This is a genomic window from Sphingomonas citri (assembly GCF_019429485.1).
In the GTDB taxonomy this organism is placed as follows: Bacteria; Pseudomonadota; Alphaproteobacteria; order Sphingomonadales; family Sphingomonadaceae; genus Sphingomonas; species Sphingomonas citri.
In genome coordinates this window covers 304350-329963 of record NZ_JAHXZN010000001.1, presented here as the reverse complement: position 1 = coordinate 329963, position 25614 = coordinate 304350, and the positions used below count along the sequence as shown (strand labels likewise).

Genomic DNA, 25614 nt, shown 5'->3' with positions numbered 1-25614 from the left:
CGCCGCCCCTCAGTTCATCAGCTCGACCGCCATCGCCACCGCCTCGCCGCCGCCGATGCACAGCGAGCCGACGCCGCGCTTCGCGCCGCGGTTCTCCAGCGCCGCCAGCAGCGTCGCCAGGATGCGCGCGCCCGAGGCACCGATCGGGTGACCCAGCGCGCAGGCGCCGCCGTTGACGTTGACGACCTCGTGATCGAGCGCGAGCTCCTGCATCGCCACCATCGCGACGCAGGCGAAGGCCTCGTTGATCTCCCACAGGTCGACCTCGTCCTTGCTCCAGCCCGCCTTCTCCAGCACCTTCCGCATCGCCGGCACCGGCGCGGTGGTGAAGCGCGCGGGGCGGTGCGCATGGCCCGCGTGCGCGACGATCCGCGCCACCGGCTTGATGCCGAGCTTCTCCGCGACCGACAGCCGGGTCAGCACCAGCGCGGCGGCGCCGTCCGAGATCGACGACGCGTTGGCCGCGGTGATCGTGCCCTCCTTGGCGAAGGCGGGTTTGAGCGTCGGGATCTTGGTGATGTCGCCCTTGCTCGGCTGCTCGTCGGCGCTCACCGTCGTCGTGCCCTTGCGCCCGACCACGTCAACGCTGACGATCTCGCGCTCGAACGCGCCGCTCTGCTGCGCCGCCTGCGCGCGCTGGAGCGAGGCGATGGCGAAATCGTCCTGCGCCTGGCGGGTGAACTGGTATTCCTGTGCGGTGTCCTCGGCGAAGATGCCCATCGCCTTGCCCGGCTCATAGGCGTCCTCGAGCCCGTCGAGGAACATATGGTCGAACAGCCGGTCGTGGCCGATCCGGGCGCCGCCGCGGTGAGCCTTGGAGAGATAGGGCGCGTTGGTCATGCTCTCCATCCCGCCCGCGATCACCAGATCGACCGAGCCGGCGGCGAGCGCGTCGCTGCCGAGGATCGCTGCCTGCATGCCCGAGCCGCACACCTTGTTGAGGGTGGTGGCCTCGACGTGCTCGCCGAGCCCTGCGCGGATGGCGGCCTGGCGCGCGGGGGCCTGGCCCACCCCGGCGGAGAGAACGTTGCCCATGTAGATCCGCTCCACCGCGGCGGCGTCGACCCCGGCGCGCTCGACCGCGGCCTTCACCGCCGCCGCACCGAGCTCGCTCGCGCTCAGCCCTGCCAGACTGCCCTGCATCGAGCCCATCGGCGTGCGCGCGTAGGACAGGATGACGACGGGATCGGTGGCCATGGCGGGGTTCCTCTCGTGCGATATGTTGCGCCGCATCTAATCGCTCGCGGGGTGCTTTACAAACCGCTAGGCGGTCGCGGGTGACCAGCGGGACGACAGCTAGCGGGGCAGGACGGTGAAGCCGATCGTGCGTTGCCGCGCGGTTCCCTCATGTCGGGCGTCACCCCGGCTAACGCCGGGGCCCAGGTGGGGGACGCCTGGTGAGGGTCGCCACCGCCTTCCCACCTGGACCCCGGCGTTAGCCGGGGTGACGAAGGTCACTAGGCCTCGCTGGCGACATCGATCCGATGGCTGACCCGCTCGTCTGGCCCGCGCTGCTCGGCGTGCTCGGGGCGATCGTCGGCAGCTTCCTCGCCACGATCGCGGTGCGCTGGCCGGCCGGCCGCTCGGTGCTGACCGGCCGCTCGGCGTGCGACTCGTGCGGCCGCACGCTCGCCGCGCACGAGCTGGTGCCGCTCGTCAGCGGCGCGGTCGCGCGCGGCAAGTGCCGCAGCTGCGGCGCCGCGATCGACCAGCGCCACCTTCTCGTCGAGGCGGGCTGCGCCGCGATCGGTGTCGCCGCCGGGCTCGCGGCGCCGGGCTGGCAAGCGGCGGCGGGTGCGGTGTTCGGCTGGCTGCTGCTGGTGCTCGCGATGCTCGACGCGAGCGACTTCTGGCTGCCCGACGAGCTGGTCGCCGCGCTCGCGCTGGGCGGTGCGGCGAGCGCCTGGTGGTGCCCGCCCGACGTGGTCGAGCGCGCGATCGGCGGCGTCGCCGGCTTCGCGCTGCTGTGGCTTGTCGCGGTAGGCTATCGCCGCTGGCGCGGGCGCGACGGGATGGGCGGGGGCGACCCCAAATTGCTCGGTGCGATCGGGCTGTGGCTCGGCTGGCGGCTGCTCCCCGCGGTGCTGCTGGTGGCGGGACTGGTCGGGCTCGGCTGGGTCGCGTTCCAGCATCTGCGCGGGCGCGGGCTGGCGCGCGACGACGCACTGCCGTTGGGCACGCTGCTGGCGATCGCTGCTTATCCGGCGTGGCTCGTCATGATAGTCTCGGCGCCATGACGCTCGCTCTCCTGCTCGCGCTGGCCCAGGCCGCGCCGGCGCTCCCGGCCGACTCGATCGACGGTCTTCCGCTCAGCACGCTGCCGCGCCAGGAACTGCCCGCGCGCGGCTGCGCGGCCTATCTCTTCTCCACCGGCCAGGTGCGCGGGCTCGCCGCGGTGGCGACCGCCGATCCGGCGACGCTGCGGATCGCGCTCGACGGCTCGGTCCGCGACCTGCCGCGCGCCGCGGCGGCGGGAACGGTCGCGCTCGGGCTCAACGCCGAGTCGGTCTATCGCGCCGGGGAAGTGACCGCGACGGTGCAGCTCACGATCGAGCCGCGTCCCAATCTCAACAACGGCGCCGCGGTACCCAGCGCGACACTGCGGCTCGACCGTCCGGGGCAGGACACGCTGGTGGTGCCGCTCGCCGGGCTGGTCGGATGCGCGCCCGCCGCTGCCAAGCCGCGCTGAGCGGGGCCACATGAGAAAGGCCCGGCGGATCATGTCCGCCGGGCCCCTGCTCACGGCTCGTGCCGCCGACGCTGGCGCGTCAGTGCAGCGAGTCGATCTCCTCCTTCAGCCTGAGCTTCTGCTTCTTCAGGTCCGCGATCACGATCGTGTCCGGCGCCGGTCGCTGCGTCTCGCTGGCGATGCGCTGCTCGAGCGTCGCGTGCTTCGCTTCCAGGGCCGAGAGGTGCGCGGTCTGCATGGCAGTAGCCTCCTTCTTGGTTGAACGGAACTTCGGAGTGAACCACGAAATGGCCGAGAAGTCGCGTGTCTTTTGGTGTCGATCGATCGACCGCGACGACGATGCGACGACTCGTGCGGGGCGCCGCGAATTCGCTAGGGAGAGAGCGGGGGCCGCTGCTAGGGGCGGTAGTGCACGATCGAAGGGGTGGCGACAGATGCAGGCGGACGCGGACGAGGTGGAGATCGCGGCGCGGCTCGGGGCGCTGCGGCTCGAACACCGCGACCTTGACGCCGCGATCGCCGCGCTCGGCGAGGGCGCCACCGCGGACCAGCTCCAGCTGATGCGGCTGAAGAAGCGCAAGCTGCGACTACGCGACGAGATCGCGCTGCTCGAGGATCAGATCATCCCCGACATCATCGCCTGACCGCGCGCTCGCGCGAAAGATGGTCAACGCGCTTGGCGGCGCGAGGCAGTTCGTGGCAGAATCAACGGCATGGCACAGCTACTCGACGTCGAGCGGATGCAGCGGCGGCTGATCGACACCTTCTACATGGAAGCGATGGTGCTGGCCGACGAGGCGCGCCACTATTTCGACGAGGGCGGGCGCGCCGAACGCGAGGCGCTCGCCCCGATCGAGCGGGTGACGTTCAGCTGCGAGTCGCTCAAGGTGACGACGCGGCTGATGCACGTGATCGCCTGGCTGCTGACCCAGCGTGCGGTGATCGCGGGCGAGCTGACGCCGGGGCAGGCAATGGACCCGGCGCGTCGGCTCGGCGCCGCGCCCGCGACCGAGCCGGGCGAGGTGGAGTCGCTGCCGGAGCGCGCGCGCGCGATGATCGCGGCGAGCAGTGAGTTGCACCGCCGTGTCGCCCGGCTCGACCGTGCGCAGGTGGCGGAACAGCCGTCAGCGAGCCCGGCGCGCTCGATGCTCGATCGGCTCGCGACCGCGTTCTGAGAGTGCCGCAGCGCCAACGGTGGGTTGGCGGAAAATTGAGAGAGGAACGGGAGATAGCGGCTCCGCGGGGCGCCGCTCCATGCCCTCCGCCGTCATCCCCGCGAAAGCGGAGATCCAGACGCGCTGACGGTGCCGCTCCCTCGAGGACGTGCGCGTCTGGTTTCCCGCCTTCGCGGGAATGACGAAGGAAAGGGTTCGGTCACGCTCGCGGCAGAGCCTCTGCCCGCGCGCCCCGCTGTTTGACGCAGTCGCTCGCGCTACCTCCTCGCGCCCCTCACGCCTCGATCCGCGCCCGCGCGGCCGCATACTCGCGCGCGATCCGCTCCACTCGATCGGCCACCGGCTCGATCCGGTCAACCGCGCCGATACCCTGGCCCGAGCCCCAGATGTCGCGCCATGCCTTGGCCTTCGCGCCGCCCTCGTTGCCCGCGGCCGAGCCGAAGTCCATCGTGCGATAGTCGCCCTGCGGCAGATCGTCGGGATCGAGCCCGGCCGCGGTGATCGAGCCGCGCAGGTAATTGCCGTGCACCCCAGTGAAGAGGTCGGTGTAGACGATGTCGGCCGCACCGCCGTCGACGATGCCCTGCTTGTAGCGCGCGTCGGCGCGCGCCTCCTCCGTGGCGATGAAGGCCGAGCCGATATAGGCGAAGTCCGCTCCCATCGCCTGCGCCGCCAGCACCGCGTCGCCGGTGGCGATCGCGCCCGACAGCGCCAGCGGGCCGTCGAACCAGGCGCGGATCTCCTGCACGAGCGCGAAGGGCGAGAGCTTGCCCGCGTGGCCACCCGCGCCGGCGGCGACCGCGATCAGCCCGTCGGCGCCTTTCTCGATCGCCTTCCGCGCGTAGCGGTCGTCGATGACGTCGTGCAGCGTGATCCCGCCCCAGGCGTGGACCGCGTGGTTGAGGTCCTCGCGCGCGCCGAGCGAGGTGATCGTGATCGGCACCTGCCACTTGGCGCAGACCGCGAGGTCGCGCTCCAGCCGGTCATTCGAGCGATGGACGATCTGGTTGACCGCGAACGGTGCCGCCGGTCGGTCCGGATGCGCGCGATTGTGCGCCGCGAGTTCCTCGGTGATCTGGTGGAGCCACTCGTCGAGCAGCACCTCGGGGCGCGCGTTGAGCGCGGGAAAGGACCCGACGATCCCCGCCTTGCACTGCGCGATGACCAGCTCCGGCCCCGATATGATGAACATCGGCGAGCCGATGATCGGCAGGCGGAGGCGGGAAAGGAGCGGTGGGATCGACATGATCCGGGTTATGTGGAGGCGCCTTGGCGCTGGCAAGGCTGACGCCACGTCAACCGATCGGTGGCGCGTCGATCCGCTCCAGCGTCGCAGCGGCGGCGTGCGCGTTCTCGACGTAATGCGCGGCCGAAACCCGCAGCGCCGCCACCGCGGCGTCGTCGAGCTCGCGCACCGCGCGCGCGGGGCTGCCGATGATCAGGGTGCGCGGCGGGAAGACCTTGCCCTCGGTCACCAGTGCGCCCGCGCCGACGAGGCAGTCGTCGCCGATCACGGCGCGGTTCAGGACGATCGCGCCCATGCCGATCAGCACGCGCTCGCCCAAGGTGCAGCCGTGCAGGATGGCGCGATGGCCGATCGTGCAGTCGGCGCCGATCGTCAGCGGTGCGCCGGGGTCGGAGTGGAGCGTGGAGCCCTCCTGGACGTTGCTGCGCGCGCCGATCACGATGTCGGTATTGTCGCCGCGGATCGTCGCGCCGAACCACACGCCGACGTCCTCGCCCAGCCGTACCGCGCCGATCACGTCGGCGCTCGGCGCGACCCAGGCGCGCGCGGCGAGCGTCGGTTGCTGTCCCTTGAAGGCGTAGAGCGGCATCGGTCGTCTCTCCTGTCGCTGCTGTCCCGCGGCGGGAAGCGCGCGCGGCACGAGGAACGTGGTCCAAAAAGTAAAAATCGCGTTAAAGCATAGTCATGGATCGCAGACTCGTCCTCACCAATGAAGGCGCCCGCCACCCGTTCCGTCGGTCGCTGCCGCCGCCCCCGCCGCTCGTCGCCGTATCGCGCTCGCGCACGCGCGAGGACGCGAAGCTGTTTCTGCTGAGCTTCTCGGCCTTCTTCACCTGTTTCTACACGCTGATCGCCTGATCGCCTGATCGCGAGACGGCGGGCGCTTGTCGTGGCGCGGCCGGCTCGTGGCGCGTGCGACCTCGCGGCGGTCGGCCTTGGAGAGAGAGCGGCCGGTTCGCTCTCATCGGCGTCACGAGCCCATGGCGTAGCTCGTGCGGACCCGGGGATCCTGAAACAAGTTCGGGATGATGCCAGTGTGGGTGTTGCTGCGCTGTCCAGCACGCGCGGCGATCGCGCGCGCGGTCACCTCGTCCGCCGCTGTCCTACACGCGAGCGCTCTGGCACGACGCTCGGCCGCGCTCTGTCTCATCGCTGGCGGTCGCGCGCGACGACGCACTCCGGCACCATATTTCAGCTGACCCTGCTCCGGCGTCCGGAAGCGACTCAACGTTCGCGCGATCTGCGCCACCGGCTCAACATTCGCAACATTCGCGTGACCGGCAGGCCTCTCGCCCCGGCCACGATCATGTGTCAATTTCAGGAGAGAACAACAACCTGCGAGGACAACTTCACGTCACGTCACGGCCGCAGCGAATGTTGAGTCCCGTTGGATCTGTGGCCGCCGTCAGTCGCAGGCGCGGTGCAGCCGCTGCGCGATCCAGGCGGAGACGACGCACATGCCCGCGACGACCAGCAGCAGCTGCGAAGGGGTCACGCCCATCGCGGTGATCGCCGCGACCACGATCGACCCGATCGTCATCGCACCCGCGTTGACGACGTTGTTCGCCGCCACGGTGCGCGCGGTGTGATCCTTGGTCACGGTGGTGGTGAGGAAGGCGTAGAGCGGCACGACGAACATGCCGCCGAAGATCGCGACGCCGAGCAGGGCCAGCAGCACCAGCGCGGCGTGCGGCTGGTGTAGGAAGCCGCCCATGTCGAACAGATGCCCTGGTGCCGCCGGCGCCCACAGCCCCACCACCCAGCGGAAGGCGAGCACCGCGAGGCCCATCGCGATCACCGAGACGGGCGAGTAGCGCGCCGAGATCTGCCCGCGCAGCAGCAGGTTGATCACCACCGATCCGATCGCGACGCCGACCGAGAAGACCGCCAGCACCAGGCTGGCGACGCTCGCGTCCGCGGTCAGCACGTTCTTGACCAGCGGGGGGAACACGATGATCAGCACCGAGCCGATCGTCCAAAAGAAGCTGATCGCGCAGATCGCCAGGAACAGCCGCGGGATGTGCATCGTCCCCGCGATCAAGCGCCACGAGGCGCGAAACGGGTTGAGGTCCAGCGCCAGCTTCGGCCCGAGCCGCGGCGCCGCCGGCACGGCGCGCGCGGTGAGCCAGCCGAGCAGCGCCACCGCGATCGTCAGCGCCGCCACCAGCGCGGTGGAGCGATAGACGAAGCCGGCCACGATGGTGCCGAGCAGGATCGAGAGGTAGGTCCCCGCCTCGACCAGCCCGGTGCCGCCCAGCACGTCGTCCTCGTCGAGATGCTGCGGCAGGATGGCGTATTTGATCGGGCCGAAGAAGGTCGAGTGGACGCCCAGCCCGGTCACCGCGGTGAGCATGAGCACCAGCGGGAAGGTCACCGCGCCGGTGCGTGCCAGCATCAGCCCGGCGGTGCCGACCGCCATGATCGCGATCTCCACCGTCTTGACGATGCGGATGATGCGCGCCTTGTCCATCGTGTCGGCGAGCTGCCCGGCGAGCGCGGAGAGCAGGAAGAAGGGCAGGATGAAGAGCGCCGCGCTGAGCGCGTTGAAGAAGCTCTCCTGCGTCTCGTCGGCGAAGATCTCGTAGGTGGCGAACAGCACCATCGAGGTCTTGAACAGATTGTCGTTGAAGGCGCCGAGGAATTGGGTGGTGAACAGCGGCAGGAAGCGCCGCCGCTTGAGCAGCCCGAGGGCATTGATCATGACGCGGGACCAAGCCCTTCGGAAAGTTGGTACGTGGCGCGGCCATAGCCCGTGGGGGCGCGCGTTCCAAACGCTGTTTTTCGCGGGCGCGGGTTGCGCCGCGGGCGCGCGCGGTCCACGTCGGCAAGCGATGCTGTCGCTGCCCAACCTCCTGACCCTCTCGCGGATCGTCATGGTGCCGCTGCTGGTCGCCTTCCTCTGGTGGCCGAGCTGGCAGGCCGGCTTCGCGATCGCCTTCTGCCTCTACTGCCTGATGGGCATCACCGACTATTTCGACGGATACCTGGCGCGCGCGCAGGGCACCGTCTCGAAGCTGGGCGTGTTCCTCGACCCGATCGCGGACAAGATCATGGTCGCCGCGGTGATCCTCATGCTGGTCGGGACGAGGCACGACGACATCGCGGTGATCACCGGCGTCCATATCATCGCCGCGCTCGTCATCCTGCTGCGAGAGATCGCGGTGAGCGGACTACGCGAGTTCCTCGCCGGCCTGCAGGTGTCGCTGCCGGTGTCGCGGCTGGCGAAGTGGAAGACGACGCTCCAGCTGGTGTCGCTCGGCGCCCTGATCCTCTCGGGGGCGGTGCCCGCGGCGGTGTGGGTCCACCAGGTCGGGCTCGCCAGCCTGTGGGGCGCGGCGGCGCTGACGATCGTGACGGGGTGGGACTACCTCCGCGTCGGTCTGCGGCACATGGATTGAGCGCGGTGCGGCTATTGTATTTCGCCTGGGTGCGCGAGCGCGTCGGCGTCGGCGAGGAGGAGGTGACACCCCCCGCGTCGGTGACGACGGTGGCGGAACTGGTCGCCTGGCGCGCCGCCGCGAGCGAGCGCCACGCCGCCGCCTTCGCCGAGCCGGCGCGGCTGCGCGCCGCGGTTGACCAGGCCTTCGTGCCGCTCGACGCTACGTTCGCGGGCGCGCGCGAGGTGGCGATCTTCCCGCCGGTGACGGGCGGGTGATCCGCGTCGTCGTCTCGACCGCAGTAATCGACCTCGCGGCCGAACTCGCGGCACTCGAGCGCGACGGCGCGGTGGCGAGCTTCACCGGTCTGGTCCGCGGCGACGACGGGGTCGCGACGCTGGAGTTAGAGCATTATCCCGGAGCAACCGAGGCAGCACTGGGGCAGCTCGCCGAGGCAGCCAGCGCGCGCTGGTCGCTCACCGCGGCGACGATCGTCCACCGCGTCGGGCCGATGGCACCGGGCGAGCGGATCGTCTTCGTCGGCACCTGCGCGCCGCATCGCGGCGCGGCGCTGGAGGCCTGCGCCTTTCTGATCGACCGGCTCAAGACCGACGCACCCTTCTGGAAGCGAGAGACGGTGAACGGCGCGGCTCGCTGGGTCGAGGCGCGTGACAGTGACGACGTAGCGGCGACGCGCTGGGAGTAGGATGCGTCTCCGATCTGCTGGGCCTCGGCGGAGGCCGGGGCCCAGTTGGGGACGATAGCGAGACCCACTCCCGCCTTCCCAGCTGGACCCCGGCCCCCGCCGGGGAACACCGAGTTTCCGCTCACCTCAGCGCGGCAGCACCCAGTGGACGCGGTCGACGAAGGTCGCCGCGACCGGCGTTCCGGCATCGTCGAGCGCCGCGGTGAAGCGGCCGCGGCGTTGGTAGAGCCGGCACGTCGCCTGATCAAGCGCGCCATACCCGCTCGGCGCGGTGACGCTGCACCCGGTGACCTTGCCCGCGGCGTCGACCTGGACCGCGATTGCGACCACGCCCTGCTCCCCGGCGCGGATCGAGGAGGGCGGATAATCCTCGGTCGAGATCCAGCGCGTGCGATCGCCGCGCGCGCGGACGCCGCTCGCCTTGCTCAGCGGGGGTGGGGGCGGGGTGATCTCCACGGTGCCGCTGCCACCACCGACGATCGGCGTAATCGGAATGATCGGGGTGAGAGGCTCGATCGTGAACGACGTGTCGGTGGCGGTCCGCACGACGGGCTGGGGCGTGACGATCGTCTGGGTCGGCTGCTGCTTGGACGCGATCTGCGTCGGCTGCGGCGCCGGATCGAGTGGCGGCGGCGTCTCCAGCGGGATGTTGCGTATCGTCAGCTCGGTGGTCACCGTCGTCACGAAGCTCGCCGCCATGCCGCTGACGAATACATAGCCGATCAGGCCATGGATCGCGGCGACCGCGGCGAGGGTGGTGAGGCGTCTCGAACTGGGGACCCGGTCTGCATAAGCCATGCGACAACCCTCCAACCTGGAGTGCCGTGGCGGCCATCTTGCCCGACCATCGGCGAGCTCCGGACCCGAGAGGCTGCGCTTGGCTCGGAGGAGGGTCAAGCCTGGGTTCGACCCGTTGTGGGCGGAAGATGGGACAGTTTTCACCCGCTTAGCCCGCGGCCTTGAGCACCTCGCCGAGCAGCTGGAAGTCGCGCTCGCGGGGCGAGGCGCGGCGCCACACTAGCGCCAGCGTGCGCACCGGATGCGCCGCGTCGAGCGGGCGGGCGGCGACGTTGGTATGTTCCAATATGCCGGCGTCGAGCGCGATCTTGGGCAGCATCGTCACGCCCAGCCCGTTGTCGACCATCTGCACCATCGTGTGGAGCGAGGTACCCAGCATCGTCGCCTCGGCGCGCAGCTCGGCGCGGTTGCACGCCGCCAGCGCATGGTCCTTGAGGCAGTGACCGTCCTCGAGCAGCAGCAGACGCGTCTCGTCGATCTCAGCGGGGCTCACCGCCGCGGGGGTGGCGGGCATTTCGCCCTCTGGGAAGGCGAGAAAGAGGTGATCGTCGAACAGTGGCAGCGTCGTCACCTCGCCACAGGCATAGGGCAGCGCCAGCAGCACGCAGTCGGTGCGGCCGTTGTGGAGCGCCTCGCACGCTGGGCCGCTCGGCTCCTCGCGCAGGAACAGCTTGAGGTCGGGATAGTCGCGTCGCAGCCGCGGCAGCACGCGCGGCAGCAGGAAGGGCGCGATCGTCGGGATCACGCTCATCCGCATCTCGCCCGACAGCGGCCGCCCTGCCGCGCGCGCCATGTCGCCGAGCTCCTCCGCCTCGCGCAGCACGGTGCGCGCCTTGGCCGCGATCTGCTCGCCCAGCGGGGTGAAGCGGACGACCCGGCGGGTACGCTCCACCAGGGTGACGCCGATCAGCGTCTCGAGCTCGCGCAGCCCCGCCGACAGCGTCGACTGGGTGACGAAACAGGCCTCGGCGGCGCGGCCGAAATGGCCGTGATCCTTGAGCGCCACGAGATATTGCAGCTGCTTCAACGTGGGTAGGTAGATGGCCGCCATTTATTGCCTCGGTCGATCAACGCCTTCGTAATAACCGACTTGATCGATTACGCGAACCCCCTTAGTGACCGCTCAACGAGAGGCGGCTAACCGCCCGTGCGCGAGAGGATGGCTGAAGCCCATATTTCCATCAGGAGGCTTCCATGCTGACCATCGGCGATCAGTTCCCCGCCATCACCGTTCCCGTTCAGCAGGGCACCAGCGCGCTGCCTGCCGGCGAGACGCTTGACCTCACCACCGCCTACCCTGGCAAGTGGAAGGTGCTGTTCTACTGGCCGAAGGACTTCACCTTCGTGTGCCCGACCGAGATCGTCGGCTACAGCCAGATCAAGGGCGACTTCGAGGATCGCGATGCGGTGCTGATCGGCGCCTCGACCGACACCGCGCACGTCCACCTGGCGTGGCGCAAGTCGGACCCGGACCTCGCCGCAGCCGACTTCCCGTGGCTGGCGGACAACGGCCGCACGCTGGCCGACGCGCTCGGCATCGTCGACAAGAACGAGCATGTCGCGTTCCGCGCGACCTTCATCGTCGATCCGGACAACGTGATCCAGGCGGTGCAGGTCAACGGCCTCAACGTCGGCCGTAACCCGGCCGAGACGCTGCGCGTGCTCGACGCGCTGCAGACCGACGAGCTGTGCCCGTGCAATTGGAACAAGGGCGACGACGTCCTCCAGGTCGCGGCCTGATCTGTCCGGGGGCGGGGCCGCGCGTCCCGCCTCCTTCACTTACCTGTCGCCCCGGCGGCGGCTGATCCCTCGCGTATACGCCGGGGCCGGTCGCGCCGGGGCGACTCACGTTCGAGAGAGAGACATGGCACTCAAGGAATTCGCGGGCACCTTGCCCGACTTCGCCAAGGACATCCGGCTCAACGTCGGTTCCTTGCTCAACGAAACGGTGCTCAACGACCAGCGCAAATACGGCCTGCTGCTCGCCTGCGCGCACGGTTCAGGGCACAAGCCGCTGGTCGAGGCGACCGAGGCCGAGGCGGCCGACAAGCTCTCGCCCGAGGCGGCCAATGCGGCGCGCGCCGCGGCGGCGGTGATGGCGATGAACAACGTCTATTATCGCTTCACGCACCTTGCCGGGAACGACGAGTACCAGCGCATGCCCGCCAAGCTGCGCATGAACGTGATCGCGGCGCCCGGGATCGACAAGGTCGACTTCGAGCTGTTCAGCCTGGCGGTCAGCGCGATGAACGGCTGCGGCATGTGCATCGACAGCCACGAGCAGGTGCTCAAAAAGGCGGGCGTCACCGCCGAGGTGATCCAGTCCGCGGTGCGCGTCGCCTCGGTGATGAAGGCGGTCGCCACGGTCCACGCGGTCAGCGCCTGAGCCGACGCCCCGGCGCGGCGGACGCGCCGGGGCAGCGAGGTCACATCAGCACCGCGCGCACGAAGCCGTAAGTGCTGGTGATCGTCAGCACCGCACCGACCAGCACCAGCATCACCTTCATCGGTATGCGTCTGGCGAACAGGGCGCCGAACGGCGCGGCGACGACGCCCCCGATCAGCAGGCCGATCGTGGCGGTGGCGAAGTCCTTCACGCCGAGATGATAGATGAAGGTCGCCGAGACGATCGTGGTGAGGAAGAATTCCACCGCGCTGACCGTGCCGACCACCTTGCGCGGTTCGACGCCCTGGACGAGCAGGTTGGAGGTGACGATCGGTCCCCAGCCGCCGCCGCCCGCGGCGTCCATGAAGCCGCCGATCAATCCGAGCGGCTCGACCACCTTGGGCTTGCTCACCTTGGGCGGGAAGAGCAGCCCGCGGATCAGCAGATAGACGCCTACCGCGATGAGATAGCCGAGCACGAAGGGTTTGACCGTGTTGCCGTCGAGGTTGGTGAGCAGATAGGCACCAGTGACCCCGCCGATAACACCCGGGATCAGCAGGCGCAGGAACAGCCTACGGTCGATGTTGCCGTGCAAGGCGTGGCTGATCCCCGACACCGCGGTGGTGAAGGTCTCGACGATATGGACGTTGGCCGAGGCGCGCGCGGGCGCCACTCCCATCACCGCCACGAGCAGCGTGTTGCAGATCACGCCGAAGGCCATGCCGAGCGCGCCATCGACGAGCTGGGCACCGAAACCGACGGCGATGAACGGAAGCAGGCCGGCGACGTCCAGCTGAGAGAGTAACTGCATGCACCTTCCTGATCGCGCCCGCCGCGTGCCCGATGCTAAGGGCTTGAGCCAACATCTACAACCGCGATAGGAAATTCGAGTTTACGGCACGCAAGCGGCGCTTATGGAAACCGCCGCGCGTTCGCCTTATCTGTGGGCGACAACCATGATCGAGCGTCGGCGCGGCCGGCGGTCGAAGGGGGGCCGGCGGGGATACGGATGGCGCGACTGAACGAATATCTCGACTCGATCCGCGCGCGCGATCCCGCCCCGCACTCGCGGCTCGAGATCCTCACCTACCCGGGGGTGTGGGCGCTCGGCTTCCATCGCGTCGCTCATCGGCTCTATCGCCGCCGCTGGTTCCTGGGCGCGCGCGTGGTGAACCATGTGTCGCGGCTGCTCACCGCGATTGACATCCATCCCGGCGCCAAGATCGGTCGGCGCTTCTTCATCGACCATGGCTTCGTGGTGATCGGTGAGACCGCGGAGATCGGCGACGACGTCACCATCTACCAGTGCGTCACGCTCGGTGGCACCAGCCCCGACAACGGTGTCGCGGGCAAGCGCCACCCGACCATCGCCGACGGCGCGATCATCGGCTCGGGCGCGCAGGTGCTCGGCCCGATCCTGGTCGGCCCGCGGGCCAGGGTCGGCGCGAACGCGGTGGTGACGCGGGACGTCCCCGCCGGCGCGGTGATGGTCGGTATCCCGGCGCGCCCGACGATGGTCGAAGGCGGCGCCGCACCCGAGCCGCGCTTCGTGCCTTATGGGACCCCATGCAGCGAGGTGTTCGATCCTGCGACGCAGAAGGTCGAGATCCTGCGTTGCGAGCTCGAGGCAATGAAGAAGCGGCTCGACGCGCTGATCGCCGAGCGCGGCGACCAGCCGGAGCGCGATCGCGCCTGATGGGGATCGTCACACCTTTCCCGGGCGGCACGCGGCCGATCCAGGTCGGCTTCGAGCGGCTCGAGCTCAATCGCATCCTCGATCTCTACGGTCGCATGGTCGCGGCCGGCCACTGGCGTGACTACGCCATCGACCTGGGCCGCGACGCCGCGGTCTTCAGCGCCTTCCGCCGGACCGCCGAGCGTCCCGAGTTCCGTATCGAGAAGCGCCCGGCGCTGCGCCAGCGTCAGGGCATGTGGGCGCTGGTGGGTGAGGCGGGGCAGGTGGTCCGTCGCGGCCATGAGCTCGGCCCGGTCCTCGCTCCGGTCGAGCGGCGGCTGATGAAGCTCGTCGAGGAGTAGGTCGACGTAGCGGCCCTTTCGCCGCCGGTCGCGTCCCCCGACGTCAGATCGCCGCGGCGATCGGCGGCAGCCGCCGGCCGAGCGCACCCAGTCGCAGGACCAAGCGCGCGCGGATCCCCTGCCAGAAAGCGGACAGCGACAGCAGCGCCGCACCGATGACCAGCGCGGTGAGCGCGGCGGAGAGTTCCACCGCCCCGGTGGTGCGGATCAGCGCCGACATCGCGTAGAGCACATAGACGAGGCTCGACACCAACAGGGCGCGACGGTCGATCGCCAGGGCCACCAGCGCGAACACCAGGTAGAGCAGCAGCACGACGACGGCGGTGCCGAGCGCCAGTTGATCCTCGAACACGCCGAGCAGCTGGAACACAGGATGCGCGATCATCGGCGCGGCGACGAGGTGGAGCCAGAAAGCGACGTCGGCTCGCCGCGTCTCGCGGCGCGGGTCGCTCATGTCCCAGCGCATCGCATAGCCGAACACGGCGAGTCCGCCGGCGAGGAGCATCGCCCAGACGAGCGGCCGCGCGGTCGGTACCGCCGCCACGATCAGGCTGATGACGAGGCCGACCGAAGCGGCGGCGCCAGCCGCTGGGGTGATGGGCACGCGAAATCGCCGCCAGTGCGCCCAGGCTCCGAGCGCGGCCAGTCCGGCCGCCGCACTGACCGCGGTGGCGCTCGATCGGTCGTCGACGAGGATGGCGTGCGGCGCCGGGATCGCGACGATCGCGGCCGCGATGCCGCCGACGAAGGTCAGCAGCAGCACGATGCTGGGCAGAGCCATGCGCCGACGCGCGGTGAAGTAGAGCGCGAGTACCCAGGAAGTGGCAGCGATCGCCGCCGCACCCGCCGCGGGGGCCAAAAGCCCGCCGAGCTGCGCCACCGCGACGAGCAGCAACGTGATGGCGATGGTGACGAAGATGTCGTTGAAGCCGGTCAGAAAGCGGAAGTGCTCCTCGTCCACCGCCGGGGTCGCGCGCTGGGCGGCGACATAGTCGCGGAAGTCGGCGGCAAGCTGCGGCGGAAGCACGCCCGCCGTCACCGCCTGATCGAGGTCGCTGTCGCTGTACATGCGGGTGACTGTCGCGGCGATATCGTCGGTGCGCAACCTACCGCGTGACCCGATCGGACCGGTCGCTCAGCCGCGCGTGAGTCTCGCCCCGATCAGCATCGCCTGCGCCGCGCCGGACTCGGGCACGATCTCTTCGGTGCGGTCGGTGATCGCCGACCAGTGCGCCGCGACGCCCTCGGGCGAAAGCGCCTCGCCCTCGAGCAGCACACCGGGCGTGAGCGTGATCTGGCTCGCCTGGAACACGCCGGCGCCGGCACCGACGATCTGGTTGCTCGGCGCGTCCTCGCTGACAAGGAACAGCGCGGCAGGCGCGACCTTTTCCGGGGCGAAGGCGGCGAAGGCTTCGGCCGGGAAAAGCTCCTCGGTCATTCGCGTACCGGCCACCGGCGCGATCGTGTTGACGCGGATGCCGTAGCGCGCGCCCTCGAGGTGAAGGGTGCGCGCCAGCCCGACGACACCCAGTTTGGCGGCGCCGTAATTCGCCTGGCCGAAATTGCCGAACAGGCCCGACGACGACGCGGTCATGAGCACGCGACCGTAGTGCTGCTCGCGGAAGGTCTCCCAGCACGCCTTGGTCGCGTTGGCCGAGCCGATCAGGTGGACGTCCACGACGAACGCGAAATCCTCCGGCGTCATCTTCGCGAAGGTGCGGTCGCGCAGCACGCCGGCGTTGTTGATCAGGATGTGGACGCCGCCCCAGGCCTCGCGGGCGCGCGCGACCATCTCTTCCATCGCGGCGACATCAGTCACGCTGGCGCCGTTGGCGATCGCCTCGCCGCCCGCGGCGCGGATCTCCTCGACCACCGCCTGCGCCGCGTCGGAGCCGCCCTGGCCCGAGCGGTCGCCGCCGAGATCGTTGACAACGACGCGCGCACCGCGTCGCGCGAGTTCGAGCGCATAGTGCCGACCGAGCCCGCCGCCGGCGCCGGTGACGATGGCGACGCGGTCGTCGAAGCGGATGGACATGGGAAAGGCGCCCCTCGTGCGATGGAGCGCCTCTCCTAGTCAGGTGCGGGACGGGCGAGAAGCCCGTACCGTTGGATCAGCGACGACGCGCGCGCGCGCGCTTCTTGCCGCCGGCGTCGCTCGCCTGCATGCAGCCGTCATACTGGCCCTTCTTGCAGACGGGGTACTCCGACTTGGCCGCGGGCGCCGGATAGGCCTGATCGGGCGACGGCGCGGGCTGGAAGCGCACGGTCGCGCCGGGCTGCGGCGTGCCGGACAGCGCCGGCTGCGACGGCTGGTAGCCCCCAGCGGTCTCGGTGCCCATCGCACCACCCGCGGCGGGCTGCGGCGACGCCGGGCTGGCCGACGGCGGCGTCGCGGCATCACCGGTCGAGGGCGCGCTCTGCATCGGCGCCTGCTGCTGGCTCATCGCCGGATCGGCGGTGGTGTCGGCCGAAGGCGCCGGGGCCGCGTCGGCCGGCGCGGTGGCGTCGGGCGCGGTGGTGGTGTCGGGCTGCATCGTGCCGGTTTGCGGCGTCTGCTGCGGAGTGTCCTGGGCGATCGCCATCGTCGGGACGGCGATGACGGCGGCTGCTGCCAGAAGGATCGTCTTCATGTTCTCTCTCCTGCCGTGCGTTCGGTCAGAAACGCGTTAAGTCACGCGGGTCGGCCAACGAACTGGCGGCGAGAAAAGGTCCCTCGTTGCGCCGGCGCACCGAAGAGAAGCGGGCAACATGTCTCGGAAAAGACCGCGATCACCCGGAGGTGGGAACCCGGGGCTTCGCCTTCAGCGCTTCACCGTCCCGCGTCCTTGAGAGCTAAGTATTTGAAGACGCGCTCAATGCCCCGTATCTAGCGCGTAACCGGCGGAGCGTACGGTGCGGATGATGTCGGGTCGGCCGCCCTCGTTGATCGCCTTGCGCAGGCGGCGGATGTGAACGTCGACGGTGCGGCTCTCGATGTCGCTATCGTGGCCCCAGACGCTGTCGAGCAGCCGCTCGCGCGAGAAGACATGGCCGGGATGCTCGAGGAAATGCTTGAGCAGGCGAAACTCGGTCGGTCCCAGCGCGACCACCTCGCCGCCGCGGCGGACCTTGTGGCCGACCGTGTCCATCTCGAGGTCGGCATAGGTGAGCTGCTCGCCCGCCAGCGCGGGGCGGACGCGGCGCAGCACCGCGCCGACTCGCGCCACCAGCTCGCGCGGCGAGAAGGGTTTGGTGACGTAATCGTCCGCGCCGGTCTCCAGCCCCCGGACGCGGTCCTCCTCCTCGCCGCGCGCGGTGAGCATGATGATCGGCACGTTCTGCGTCTCGGCGGCGCGGCGGAGGCGGCGGCACACCTCGATCCCCGAGATCCCCTCGACCATCCAGTCGAGCAGCACGATGTCCGGCGGCGTCTCCTTGGCCATGAGGAGTGCCTCCTCGCCGTCGATCGTGTGCTGGACCGCGAAATGCTCGCGCGTGAAATGCCACACGAGCAGTTCGGCGAGGCTGGCGTCGTCCTCCACCAGCAGCATGCGGGCCTTGGCCATCAGATGGTACCCCCGTGGTGTGATTTGTCGCGTTCGGTCAGTCGCGTCCCCGTCGCCGCGAAATAGACCATCTCCGCCACGTTGGTGGCGTGATCCCCGATCCGCTCGAGGTTCTTGGCGACGAACAGCAGGTGCGCGCACTGGCTGATCGTCTTCGGATTCTCGACCATGTAGGTCACGAGCGTGCGGAAGATGCTGTCGTAGAAATCGTCGAGCGCGCGGTCGCTCTCGCATACCGCCAGTGCCTTTACGGGATCGCGCGCGGCGAAGGCGTCGAGCACCGCGTGGACCATCTCCGACGCCATCTTGGCCATCGCGGGGAGGGTGGAGATCGGGTCGATGCGATGCTCGCTCTCGATCTGCGGCACGCGGCGCGCGATGTTCTTGGCATAATCGGCGATGCGCTCGACCACGCCCGCGATCTTGAGCGCGGCGACGACCTCGCGCAGGTCGTCCGCCATCGGTGCGCGCAGTGCGATGATCCGCACCGCGGTGCGCTCCACCTCCGCCTCGAGCGCGTCGATCTTGCGATCACCCGCCGCGACGCGCGCCGCCTGCTCGGCGTCGCCGCGCTGCAGCGCCACCATCGCCTCGGCGATCGCGCTCTCCGCCAGCCCGCCCATCTGCGAGATCAGCCCGCGCAGCTGGCCGATGTCCTGGTCGAAGGCCTTGACCGTGTGTTCCTGGCTGTTCGCCATCCGTCCCGTCCCGTCTGTCAGCCGTAGCGCCCGGTGATATAGTCCTTCGTCCGCTCCTCACGCGGGTTGGTGAAGATGTCGGACGTATCGCCGTATTCGACCAATTGGCCGAGGTGGAAGAAGGCGGTGCGCTGGCTCACCCGCGCCGCCTGTTGCATGTTGTGCGTGACGATTACGATGGCGTAGCGCCCGCGCAGGTCGTGGATCAGCTCCTCGATCCGCGCGGTGGCGACGGGATCGAGCGCGCTGCACGGCTCGTCCATCAGGATCACCTCGGGATCGACGGCGATGGCGCGGGCGATGCACAGCCTCTGCTGCTGCCCGCCCGACAAAGCGGTGCCGGAGTCGCCGAGCCGGTCCTTCACCTCGTTCCACAGCCCCGCGCGCGTGAGCGAGCGCTCGACGATCTGCGCGAGATCCGCCCTGGAGCGCGCCAATCCGTGGATGCGGGGGCCGTAGGCGACATTCTCGAAGATCGACTTGGGGAAGGGGTTGGGCTTCTGGAACACCATGCCGACGCGCGCGCGCAGCTGCACCACGTCCATCGTCTTGGCATAGACGTCCTCGCCGTCGAGCCGGATATCGCCCGAGACGCGCGCGCCCGGGATCGTGTCGTTCATGCGGTTGAGCGTGCGCAGGAAGGTGGACTTGCCGCAGCCCGACGGGCCGATGAAGGCGGTGACGTCCTCCTGGCGCACGTCGATGCTGACGTTCCGGATCGCCTGCTTCGCGCCGTAGAAGACGTCGACGCCGCTCGCGGTCATCTTGGGCGGGGCGTTGCTCATCACCAGCGGGTCTCGAAGCGGTTGCGGAGGTAGATGGCGAGACCGTTCATCGCCAGCAGGAACACGAGCAGCACGATGATGGCGGCCGAGGTCTTCTCGACGAAGCCCGCCTGCACGTCGTCGGACCAAAGGAAGATCTGCACCGGCAGCACCGTCGCCGGATCGGTCAGCCGCTCGGGCGGCGCGGCGATGAAGGCGCGCATGCCGATCATCAGCAGCGGCGCGGTTTCGCCGAGCGCCCGCGCCATGCCGATGATCGTGCCGGTGAGGATGCCGGGCAGCGCCAGCGGCAGCACGTGGTGGAACACCACCTGCACCGGCGAGGCGCCGAGCGCGCGCGCGGCGTCGCGGATCGAGGGCGGTACCGCCCCGATCGCGTTGCGCGCCGCGATCACGATCACCGGGGTGGTCATCAGCGCGAGCGTCAGCCCGCCGACCAGCGCGGCCGAGCGCGGCATGTGGAACGTGCCGAGGAACACGGCGAGCCCGAGCAACCCGAAGATGATCGAGGGCACCGCGGCGAGGTTGTTGATCGACACCTCGATCAGGTCGGTCCAGCGGTTCCGCGGCGCATATTCCTCGAGGTAAAGTGCCGAGAACACGCCGATGGGAAAGGCGAGCAGCAGCGTCACCAGCATGGTCAGCAGCGAGCCCTTGAGCGCACCCCAGATGCCCGCGCGGGTCGGGTCGGTCGAGTCGGCGCCGCCGAGGAAGTCGCGGTTGAGGCCGCGCGAGAGCTGGGGCGCGAGCGTTCGCGCGATCGCCCGGTCAGCACGCGTGCCGCCTCCCTTGAAGGCGATGTCGAGCCGAGAGGCGACGGGTACGTCGATGGTCGCGCGGCGACCCAGCAGGCCGGGATCGCGCTTCACAGCCTCGCGCACGCGCAGCCACGCCGCATCGGACAACAGCGCCGCGCCGCCGACGCGCGGGAAGGCGGTCTCGGCGGCCGTATCGACCGCCCGCTCCAGCCCGGCACCGGCGAGCGCGAGATCGGCGCGCGGGCCGCGCAGCTGCGCGGGCGTCACGTCGAGCCCGGCGCGCGCGAGGTCGAGCGGCAGCGCGATCCGCGTCTCGACGAATCCACCGGCACCGCGCGCCAGCATCGATGCGAGCAGGAAGAGCAGGAAGGCGGCCGAGGCGACCACCGCGGCGAGCCCGAGCCAGCGGAACCTCCGCTCGGCGGCGTAGCGCTGGCGCACGCGGCGCTGCATCGACGCGGTGCGCCAGTCGGTCGGGCGTCGCTCAACCGACTGCGCGGCGCTCACCGGCGCCTCGGGGACCAGCGACTTACTCATACGCCTCGCGGTAGCGCCGCACCACGATCAGCGCGACGACGTTGAGCAGCAGGGTGATGACGAAGAGCGTGAGCCCCAGCGCGAAAGCGGCCAGCGTCTTGGCCGAATCGAACGCCGCCTCGCCGGTGAGCAGGTCGACGATCTGCTTGGTGACGGTGGTCGCGCTGGCGAAGGGGTTGAGCGTCAGCGTCGCCACGCCCGAGGCGGCCATCACCACGATCATCGTCTCGCCGATCGCGCGGCTCACCGCCAGCAGCACGCCGCCGACCACGCCGGGCAGCGCCGCGGGGAGGAGCACCTGCCGGATCGTCTCCGAGCTGGTCGCGCCCATCGCCAGGCTGCCGTCGCGCATCGCCGCGGGCACGGCGGAGAGCGAGTCGTCCGCCATGGACGAGACGAAGGGGATGATCATCACGCCCATCACCGCACCCGCGGCGAGCGCGCTCTCGGACGAGGCCCAGCTCACCCCCAGCGCGACACCGAGGTCGCGCACCGCCGGCGCCACCGTCAGCGCCGCGAAATAGCCGTACACGACGGTCGGCACGCCCGCGAGGATCTCGAGCAGCGGCTTGACCCAGCGCCGCGTCGCCGGTCGCGCATATTGCGTCAGGTAGATCGCGCTCATCAGCCCGAACGGGATCGCGACCGCCATCGCGATCACCGCGCCGATGAAGAAAGTACCCCAGAACAAGGGCACCGCGCCGAGCGAGGCGCCGGGATCGCGCGGATCGATCGCCTGCGGACTCCAGTGCGTGCCGAGCAGGAAATCGCTGAGCGGCACGATCCGGAAGAAGCGCGCGCTCTCGAACAGCAGCGAGACGATGATGCCGATCGTGGTGACGATCGCGATCAGCGAGGCGCCGAGCAGCGCGCCCATGATCACGCGCTCGACGTGCGTGCGCGCCGAGAAGCCGGGGCGTACGCGCAGGTAGGAGAGGGTACCCCCGGCGAAGGCGAGCAGCAGCGCCGCCGCGGTGGCGAGCCAGTCGTAGTGCGCCTGCGCCGCGGCATAGGCCGGCGCGAGCTGCTCGGACAATGGGTGAAACGCGCCATAGGCGCGCCCGGCGGCAAGGTTGCGCGCCTCCGCCAGGATCGCGGCGCGGTCGAGCCCCGGCGGGGGCAGCGTCGCGGCACCGGGCGTGGCGAGCACCGCCTCGGTGACCAGCGCGGGCGAGGTGAGATGCCACAGCGTGAGAAACAGCAGCGCCGGCAATAGCGTGCCCATCGCGACGAACCAGCCGTGATGCTGCGGCAGCGAGCTGAAGCGGCGGGTGGTACCGCGACGGAAGCGCGCGGCGCGGGCGCGCGCGGTAACCCAGCCGATCAGCGCCAGCGCGGCGATCACGAAGGCGAGCGCGAGCGGCGACATCAGCGCAGCATCGCCGGATCGAGCGCGATCTCCTGCGCGATCACCGCGGCGGCGCGCCGCTGCACCGGTTCGCGCGAGGCGATCAGCCCGCGTCGCACCAGTGGTCCCTGCCGGCCCCATAGAGCGCCATATTGGCGAAGGAAGGCGCGCAGCCCGGGGATGGCGCGCAGGTGCGCCTTCTTGACGTAGAGGTAGAGCGGCCGCGCTCCGGGGTAGCTGCCGTCGGCGATCGTGGCGTAGCTCGGCGCCACGCCGCCGAGCGTCACGCCGCGTACCGCGCCGGCATTCTCCTCGAGATAGGCGTAGCCGAATATCCCGATCGCGTCGGGGTTGGCCCGCAACTTCTGTACGATGAGATTGTCGTTCTCGCCCGCGTCGATATAGGCGCCGTCGTCGCGAAGCCGGTGGCAGCGCGCGGCGAACAGCTCGGGCGCGCGCTCGCGCAGCGTGCGCGTGTCGGGCTCCACCGCCTCGCACCCCGGCGCCATGATGAGCTCGACGAAGGATTCGCGTGTCCCGCTCGTCGCCGGTGGCCCGTAGACCTGGATCGGGCTCGCGGGCAGCGCCGGGTTGACGTCGCGCCACAGCCGCGCGGTGTTGCGGCGTCCGCCGGGCGCCGCGGCGAGCGCGCGATAGAGGTCGGTCGTGGTCAGCGCCACTCCCGGTCCGCGCAGCGACTCGGCCATCGCGATGCCGTCGATGCCGACCTGTACCTCGATCACCGCACCGACACCGTGGCGCGTGCACGCGTCATATTCGGCCCGATGCATTCGTCGCGAGGCGTCCTCGATGTCGGGATGTGCTGCACCGAGGCCGGCGCAGAACAGTTTCATGCCCGCGCCCGTGCCGGTCGACTCGATCACCGGCGGCTTGGCGCCCGGGGTGTTGGCGAGGAACTGCTCGGCGACAAGGGTCGTAAAGGGATAGACGGTGGATGAGCCGACGATGCGGATCTGGTCGCGCGATCCCGCCGCACCGCCGGCGGCCTGGTCGACACAGGCCCCCAGCGCACCGAGCGTCATCGCCGCCAGCACGAGGTGCGGCAGCGTCGCCGGCATCCTGGCCGCGAACGCTTGGACGAGGCGCGACATCATTCCCCCGAGCGGGCGGCCGACACGGCGCCGCGATGGGGCCGCCAATGTGACACGTGAGTTACGTCTTGATGACAGCGGCGGCCGAGCCGCGCTCAGACCAGCGGCGCGGGGATGGCGGCGGGTAGGGTGACGGCCACGCGCGTGCCGACCCCGACCTGGCTGGCGATGTCGAGCCGCCCGCGATGGCGCTCGACGATATGCTTGACGATGGCGAGGCCCAGCCCGGTGCCGCCGAGCGAGCGGCTGCGGCCGGGATCGACGCGGTAGAAGCGCTCGGTCAGGCGCGGCAGATGCTCCGATGCGATGCCCTCGCCCTGATCCGCCACGACGAGGCAGAGATTGCGATCGACAGCGCTCAGCGACACCTCCACCGGCGTGCCCGCGCGGCCATATTTCATCGCGTTGCCCACGAGGTTGTGAACCAGCTGCGACAGTTGCGCCTGGTCGCCGATCACGCGCGGTACGTCCTCGGCCAGCTCCAGCCGGATGTCGTCGCCGCGGTTGCCATGCGTCGTGTAGAGCGAATCGCACGCGTCCTGCACTAGCTCGGCGAGGTCGACTTCGGCGCGCGGCAGGCGGAACTTCTCCGCCTCGATCCGCGACAGGCTCATCAGGTCCTCGACGAGCCGCTCCATCCGCCTCGCCTCGTCGAAGACGATGCCGAGGAAGCGCTGGCGCAGCCCGGGGTCCTCGCCCGCGGCGTCGGCGAGCGTCTCGACATAGCCGAGGATCGAGGCGAGCGGGGTGCGCAGCTCGTGGCTCGCGTTGGCAACGAAATCGACGCGCATCCGCTCGGCGGCATATTGGTCGGTCTGGTCGACGAGATGGACCAGCCGCAGCTCGGGCCCGAGCGCGGCGGTGCGCATCTGCCAGCGCTGGTCGAGCGTGCCGATCCCGACCAGGTCGACCGGATGCTCGGCGCCTTGGGCGAGATGCTCGGCCGCGCCGGGATGACGGATCGCGACGCGGGCGTCCTCGCCGAGGATATGCTGGCCGAGCAACCCGCGCGCCGCGGCGTTGGCGACCACGACGCGGCCGGCGCGCAGCACCAGCACGGGTTCGGCGATCGCCTCGAGCGCAGCCTCGTACGGCACCTCGGCGCGGGTCGGCTCGGGCGCGGCGTCGGCGGGCAGCTCTTCCGGGATGGTGGCGATGATCACCACCAGCGCCGCACAGCCCGCCAGCGCGGCGAGCGCAGTCTGGTAATCGTCCGCGAGCACGAGCACGACCGCGGCGGTCGCGATCGCGATCGCGACCGCGAGCCAGGTGCGGAGCGGGATCTCGTCGATCACGCGCGCCGATGTAGCGCAGATCGTCGCGGCTGGGCAGCGGGCGCGCTCGCGGATAGGCGGCGGAATAGCACGATCACGGTCAACACCGCGACGATGATCAGCGTGTCGGCCAGCCAGTCCATCACGTCGCAGTCGCGGTGGAGCGAGGGGATCGACTGGAATACCTCGATCAGTGCGCCGAGGAACGACATGCGCTCGCCGATCCGCAGCAGCGAGGTCGCCGGAAAGGCGAGAACCGACAGGATCGTGAGCGTGCCGAAGGCGAACATATGCTGCCACTTGTCGCTGATATGGCCGACCGACGGCGGATGCGGCATCAGCGCCAGCGTCACCGCGCCCGCGGTCGCGATGATCAGAGCGACGAGGAACAGAGGGCGCACCTGCGCCAGCGACGTGGTCTCGGTCATAGCCGCTCCAGTGTGGGGAGAAGGTCGTCGAACCCGTCGATGATTGCTTCGGCGCCGAGCTCCTCGACCGGCTGCATCAGGAAGCCGAAGCGGCACGCTACCGCTGGGAGCCCGGCGGCGTGCGCGGCCTGAATGTCGTAGATCGAGTCGCCGACGAACGCCGCGCGCCCGCCGCCGCAGCGTTCCACCATGGCGTCGATCGGCTGCCGCGACGGCTTGCCGTTGCCCGGCCCCATCGTGTCCCCGCCGATGATCGTGACGAAACGCGCGGTCAGATCGAGCTGGCCGAGCACCTGACGCGCGAGATGCTCGAGCTTGTTGGTCACGACCGCGAGCCGAACGCCGCGCGCGGCGAGCGCGTCGAGCGCGTCGATGGCGTGCGGATAGGGCTGGGTGTGGACGGTGAGATGCGCCTCGTAATAGTCGAGCAGCCGGCGGTGCAGCACCGCCAACTCCTCCTCCGAGCAGCCGCCGGTCGCCGCCATGCCCTGCGCCAACATGTGGCGCGCGCCGCCGCCGATCATCGGCTTGACCTGCTCGACGGTCAGCGTGGGACGCCGGACCGAGGCGAGCGCATGGTTCACCGCGTCGGTGAGGTCACCCGAGGTGTCGAGCAGCGTGCCGTCGAGGTCGAACCCGACGATCTGGAAGGGAAAGTCGTTCATGCGCGCGCCGCGTTGCCGCCTCATACTGGAATTGGCAAGCAAAGGGTGGC

At 70.0% G+C, this 25614-nt stretch carries 32 protein-coding genes; 12 read left to right on the top strand and 20 right to left on the bottom strand.

Features of this window, described 5'->3' with window-relative positions:
• Positions 1-9: 9 nt before the first annotated feature.
• Positions 10-1197 carry a thiolase family protein gene (locus tag KZ820_RS01685; RefSeq protein WP_219746982.1) on the bottom strand — a complete coding sequence of 396 codons (1188 nt, stop codon included), beginning with the start codon at positions 1195-1197 and terminating at the stop codon, positions 10-12.
• A gap of 287 nt (positions 1198-1484) precedes the next feature.
• Here KZ820_RS01685 and KZ820_RS01680 point away from each other — a divergent pair, with 287 nt between their 5' ends.
• Together KZ820_RS01680 and KZ820_RS01675 are read left to right on the top strand one after the other, a co-directional pair.
• The gene (locus KZ820_RS01680) at positions 1485-2237 is read left to right on the top strand and encodes a prepilin peptidase (RefSeq protein ID WP_219746981.1); all 753 of its coding nucleotides are present in this window, start codon (positions 1485-1487) and stop codon (positions 2235-2237) included.
• Positions 2234-2689: a hypothetical protein gene (locus tag KZ820_RS01675; RefSeq protein WP_219746980.1), complete on the top strand. Its 456-nt coding sequence runs from the start codon at positions 2234-2236 to the stop codon at positions 2687-2689. The genes KZ820_RS01680 and KZ820_RS01675 overlap by 4 nt, the downstream gene beginning before the upstream one ends.
• Before the next feature lie 79 nt (positions 2690-2768).
• On the opposite strand, the gene KZ820_RS01670 is transcribed toward KZ820_RS01675, so the two are convergent.
• Positions 2769-2927: a YdcH family protein gene (locus KZ820_RS01670; RefSeq protein ID WP_219746979.1), complete on the bottom strand. Its 159-nt coding sequence runs from the start codon at positions 2925-2927 to the stop codon at positions 2769-2771.
• 196 nt (positions 2928-3123) lie between these two features.
• On the opposite strand from KZ820_RS01670, the gene KZ820_RS01665 reads away from it, so the two are divergent.
• Both KZ820_RS01665 and KZ820_RS01660 read left to right on the top strand, forming a co-directional pair.
• Entirely contained in the window at positions 3124-3333 is a 210-nt protein-coding gene (locus KZ820_RS01665; protein ID WP_219746978.1) for a YdcH family protein, read from the top strand.
• A 69-nt stretch (positions 3334-3402) separates the two neighbouring features.
• Positions 3403-3864, top strand: a complete 462-nt coding sequence (locus KZ820_RS01660; RefSeq protein WP_258047678.1) for a DUF1465 family protein — start codon at positions 3403-3405, stop codon at positions 3862-3864.
• A 274-nt stretch (positions 3865-4138) separates the two neighbouring features.
• On the opposite strand, the gene KZ820_RS01655 is transcribed toward KZ820_RS01660, so the two are convergent.
• Together KZ820_RS01655 and KZ820_RS01650 are read right to left on the bottom strand one after the other, a co-directional pair.
• Complete coding sequence (locus KZ820_RS01655; protein ID WP_219746977.1) at positions 4139-5110, bottom strand: NAD(P)H-dependent flavin oxidoreductase; 972 nt, start codon at positions 5108-5110, stop codon at positions 4139-4141.
• Between the two features lie 49 nt (positions 5111-5159).
• Positions 5160-5699 carry a gamma carbonic anhydrase family protein gene (locus tag KZ820_RS01650; RefSeq protein ID WP_219746976.1) on the bottom strand — a complete coding sequence of 180 codons (540 nt, stop codon included), beginning with the start codon at positions 5697-5699 and terminating at the stop codon, positions 5160-5162.
• A gap of 95 nt (positions 5700-5794) precedes the next feature.
• Between KZ820_RS01650 and KZ820_RS01645 the strand changes: the two genes are divergently transcribed.
• Positions 5795-5968 (top strand): hypothetical protein, encoded by a 174-nt coding sequence (locus tag KZ820_RS01645; protein WP_219746975.1) that lies wholly within the window; start codon positions 5795-5797, stop codon positions 5966-5968.
• A 547-nt stretch (positions 5969-6515) separates the two neighbouring features.
• Here KZ820_RS01645 and KZ820_RS01640 read toward each other — a convergent pair.
• Positions 6516-7811: an MFS transporter gene (locus KZ820_RS01640; RefSeq protein ID WP_219746974.1), complete on the bottom strand. Its 1296-nt coding sequence runs from the start codon at positions 7809-7811 to the stop codon at positions 6516-6518.
• A 130-nt stretch (positions 7812-7941) separates the two neighbouring features.
• Here KZ820_RS01640 and pgsA point away from each other — a divergent pair, with 130 nt between their 5' ends.
• The 3 genes from pgsA to KZ820_RS01625 are packed head-to-tail and all read left to right on the top strand — an operon-like array spanning position 7942 to position 9193.
• Positions 7942-8508: a CDP-diacylglycerol--glycerol-3-phosphate 3-phosphatidyltransferase gene (gene pgsA, locus KZ820_RS01635; RefSeq protein ID WP_219746973.1), complete on the top strand. Its 567-nt coding sequence runs from the start codon at positions 7942-7944 to the stop codon at positions 8506-8508.
• 5 nt (positions 8509-8513) lie between these two features.
• Positions 8514-8765, top strand: a complete 252-nt coding sequence (moaD, locus tag KZ820_RS01630; RefSeq protein WP_219746972.1) for a molybdopterin converting factor subunit 1 — start codon at positions 8514-8516, stop codon at positions 8763-8765.
• Complete coding sequence (locus tag KZ820_RS01625) at positions 8762-9193, top strand: molybdenum cofactor biosynthesis protein MoaE (RefSeq protein WP_219746971.1); 432 nt, start codon at positions 8762-8764, stop codon at positions 9191-9193. Before moaD ends, KZ820_RS01625 begins: the two co-directional genes overlap by 4 nt.
• Before the next feature lie 126 nt (positions 9194-9319).
• Here the strand turns inward: KZ820_RS01625 and KZ820_RS01620 are convergent, their stop codons facing one another.
• Both KZ820_RS01620 and KZ820_RS01615 read right to left on the bottom strand, forming a co-directional pair.
• The gene (locus KZ820_RS01620; protein ID WP_219746970.1) at positions 9320-9991 is read right to left on the bottom strand and encodes an energy transducer TonB; all 672 of its coding nucleotides are present in this window, start codon (positions 9989-9991) and stop codon (positions 9320-9322) included.
• Between the two features lie 148 nt (positions 9992-10139).
• Positions 10140-11042: a hydrogen peroxide-inducible genes activator gene (locus KZ820_RS01615; protein WP_219746969.1), complete on the bottom strand. Its 903-nt coding sequence runs from the start codon at positions 11040-11042 to the stop codon at positions 10140-10142.
• A 143-nt stretch (positions 11043-11185) separates the two neighbouring features.
• Between KZ820_RS01615 and KZ820_RS01610 the strand changes: the two genes are divergently transcribed.
• Entirely contained in the window at positions 11186-11731 is a 546-nt protein-coding gene (locus tag KZ820_RS01610) for a peroxiredoxin (RefSeq protein ID WP_219746968.1), read from the top strand.
• Between the two features lie 124 nt (positions 11732-11855).
• Positions 11856-12377 (top strand): alkylhydroperoxidase, AhpD family, encoded by a 522-nt coding sequence (gene ahpD / locus KZ820_RS01605; protein ID WP_219746967.1) that lies wholly within the window; start codon positions 11856-11858, stop codon positions 12375-12377.
• Between the two features lie 40 nt (positions 12378-12417).
• On the opposite strand, the gene KZ820_RS01600 is transcribed toward ahpD, so the two are convergent.
• Positions 12418-13188: a sulfite exporter TauE/SafE family protein gene (locus KZ820_RS01600; RefSeq protein WP_219746966.1), complete on the bottom strand. Its 771-nt coding sequence runs from the start codon at positions 13186-13188 to the stop codon at positions 12418-12420.
• A 198-nt stretch (positions 13189-13386) separates the two neighbouring features.
• On the opposite strand from KZ820_RS01600, the gene epsC reads away from it, so the two are divergent.
• Both epsC and KZ820_RS01590 read left to right on the top strand, forming a co-directional pair.
• On the top strand, positions 13387-14073 hold the full coding sequence (gene epsC / locus KZ820_RS01595) for a serine O-acetyltransferase EpsC (protein WP_219746965.1): 687 nt from the start codon (positions 13387-13389) through the stop codon (positions 14071-14073).
• A complete protein-coding gene (locus KZ820_RS01590) occupies positions 14073-14414 on the top strand; it encodes a DUF2794 domain-containing protein (RefSeq protein WP_219746964.1) in 342 nt (113 codons plus the stop codon). The genes epsC and KZ820_RS01590 overlap by 1 nt, the downstream gene beginning before the upstream one ends.
• 43 nt (positions 14415-14457) lie before the next feature.
• On the opposite strand, the gene KZ820_RS01585 is transcribed toward KZ820_RS01590, so the two are convergent.
• The 12 genes from KZ820_RS01585 to KZ820_RS01530 all read right to left on the bottom strand — a co-directional run bounded on the left by KZ820_RS01585 (position 14458) and on the right by KZ820_RS01530 (position 25564).
• A complete protein-coding gene (locus KZ820_RS01585) occupies positions 14458-15483 on the bottom strand; it encodes a hypothetical protein (protein WP_219748041.1) in 1026 nt (341 codons plus the stop codon).
• Between the two features lie 66 nt (positions 15484-15549).
• Positions 15550-16449: an SDR family NAD(P)-dependent oxidoreductase gene (locus tag KZ820_RS01580; protein WP_219746963.1), complete on the bottom strand. Its 900-nt coding sequence runs from the start codon at positions 16447-16449 to the stop codon at positions 15550-15552.
• Positions 16450-16525: 76 nt separating this feature from the next.
• A complete protein-coding gene (locus KZ820_RS01575) occupies positions 16526-17044 on the bottom strand; it encodes a hypothetical protein (RefSeq protein ID WP_219746962.1) in 519 nt (172 codons plus the stop codon).
• Positions 17045-17266: 222 nt separating this feature from the next.
• Positions 17267-17959 (bottom strand): phosphate regulon transcriptional regulator PhoB, encoded by a 693-nt coding sequence (gene phoB, locus KZ820_RS01570; protein WP_132907562.1) that lies wholly within the window; start codon positions 17957-17959, stop codon positions 17267-17269.
• On the bottom strand, positions 17959-18657 hold the full coding sequence (gene phoU, locus KZ820_RS01565; RefSeq protein WP_219746961.1) for a phosphate signaling complex protein PhoU: 699 nt from the start codon (positions 18655-18657) through the stop codon (positions 17959-17961). The genes phoB and phoU overlap by 1 nt, the downstream gene beginning before the upstream one ends.
• 17 nt (positions 18658-18674) lie before the next feature.
• Positions 18675-19442 (bottom strand): phosphate ABC transporter ATP-binding protein PstB, encoded by a 768-nt coding sequence (gene pstB, locus KZ820_RS01560; protein ID WP_219746960.1) that lies wholly within the window; start codon positions 19440-19442, stop codon positions 18675-18677.
• Entirely contained in the window at positions 19442-20737 is a 1296-nt protein-coding gene (gene pstA / locus KZ820_RS01555) for a phosphate ABC transporter permease PstA (RefSeq protein ID WP_219746959.1), read from the bottom strand. The genes pstB and pstA overlap by 1 nt, the downstream gene beginning before the upstream one ends.
• Positions 20730-22106, bottom strand: coding sequence for a phosphate ABC transporter permease subunit PstC (gene pstC, locus KZ820_RS01550; RefSeq protein WP_219746958.1), 1377 nt, complete (start codon positions 22104-22106; stop codon positions 20730-20732). Before pstC ends, pstA begins: the two co-directional genes overlap by 8 nt.
• Positions 22106-23164 carry a substrate-binding domain-containing protein gene (locus KZ820_RS01545; RefSeq protein ID WP_258047673.1) on the bottom strand — a complete coding sequence of 353 codons (1059 nt, stop codon included), beginning with the start codon at positions 23162-23164 and terminating at the stop codon, positions 22106-22108. Before KZ820_RS01545 ends, pstC begins: the two co-directional genes overlap by 1 nt.
• A 128-nt stretch (positions 23165-23292) precedes the next feature.
• A complete protein-coding gene (locus KZ820_RS01540; RefSeq protein WP_219746956.1) occupies positions 23293-24492 on the bottom strand; it encodes an ATP-binding protein in 1200 nt (399 codons plus the stop codon).
• Positions 24489-24899 carry a VanZ family protein gene (locus tag KZ820_RS01535; RefSeq protein WP_219746955.1) on the bottom strand — a complete coding sequence of 137 codons (411 nt, stop codon included), beginning with the start codon at positions 24897-24899 and terminating at the stop codon, positions 24489-24491. Before KZ820_RS01535 ends, KZ820_RS01540 begins: the two co-directional genes overlap by 4 nt.
• Positions 24896-25564, bottom strand: coding sequence for an HAD-IA family hydrolase (locus tag KZ820_RS01530; protein WP_219746954.1), 669 nt, complete (start codon positions 25562-25564; stop codon positions 24896-24898). Before KZ820_RS01530 ends, KZ820_RS01535 begins: the two co-directional genes overlap by 4 nt.
• Positions 25565-25614 lie beyond the last annotated feature (50 nt).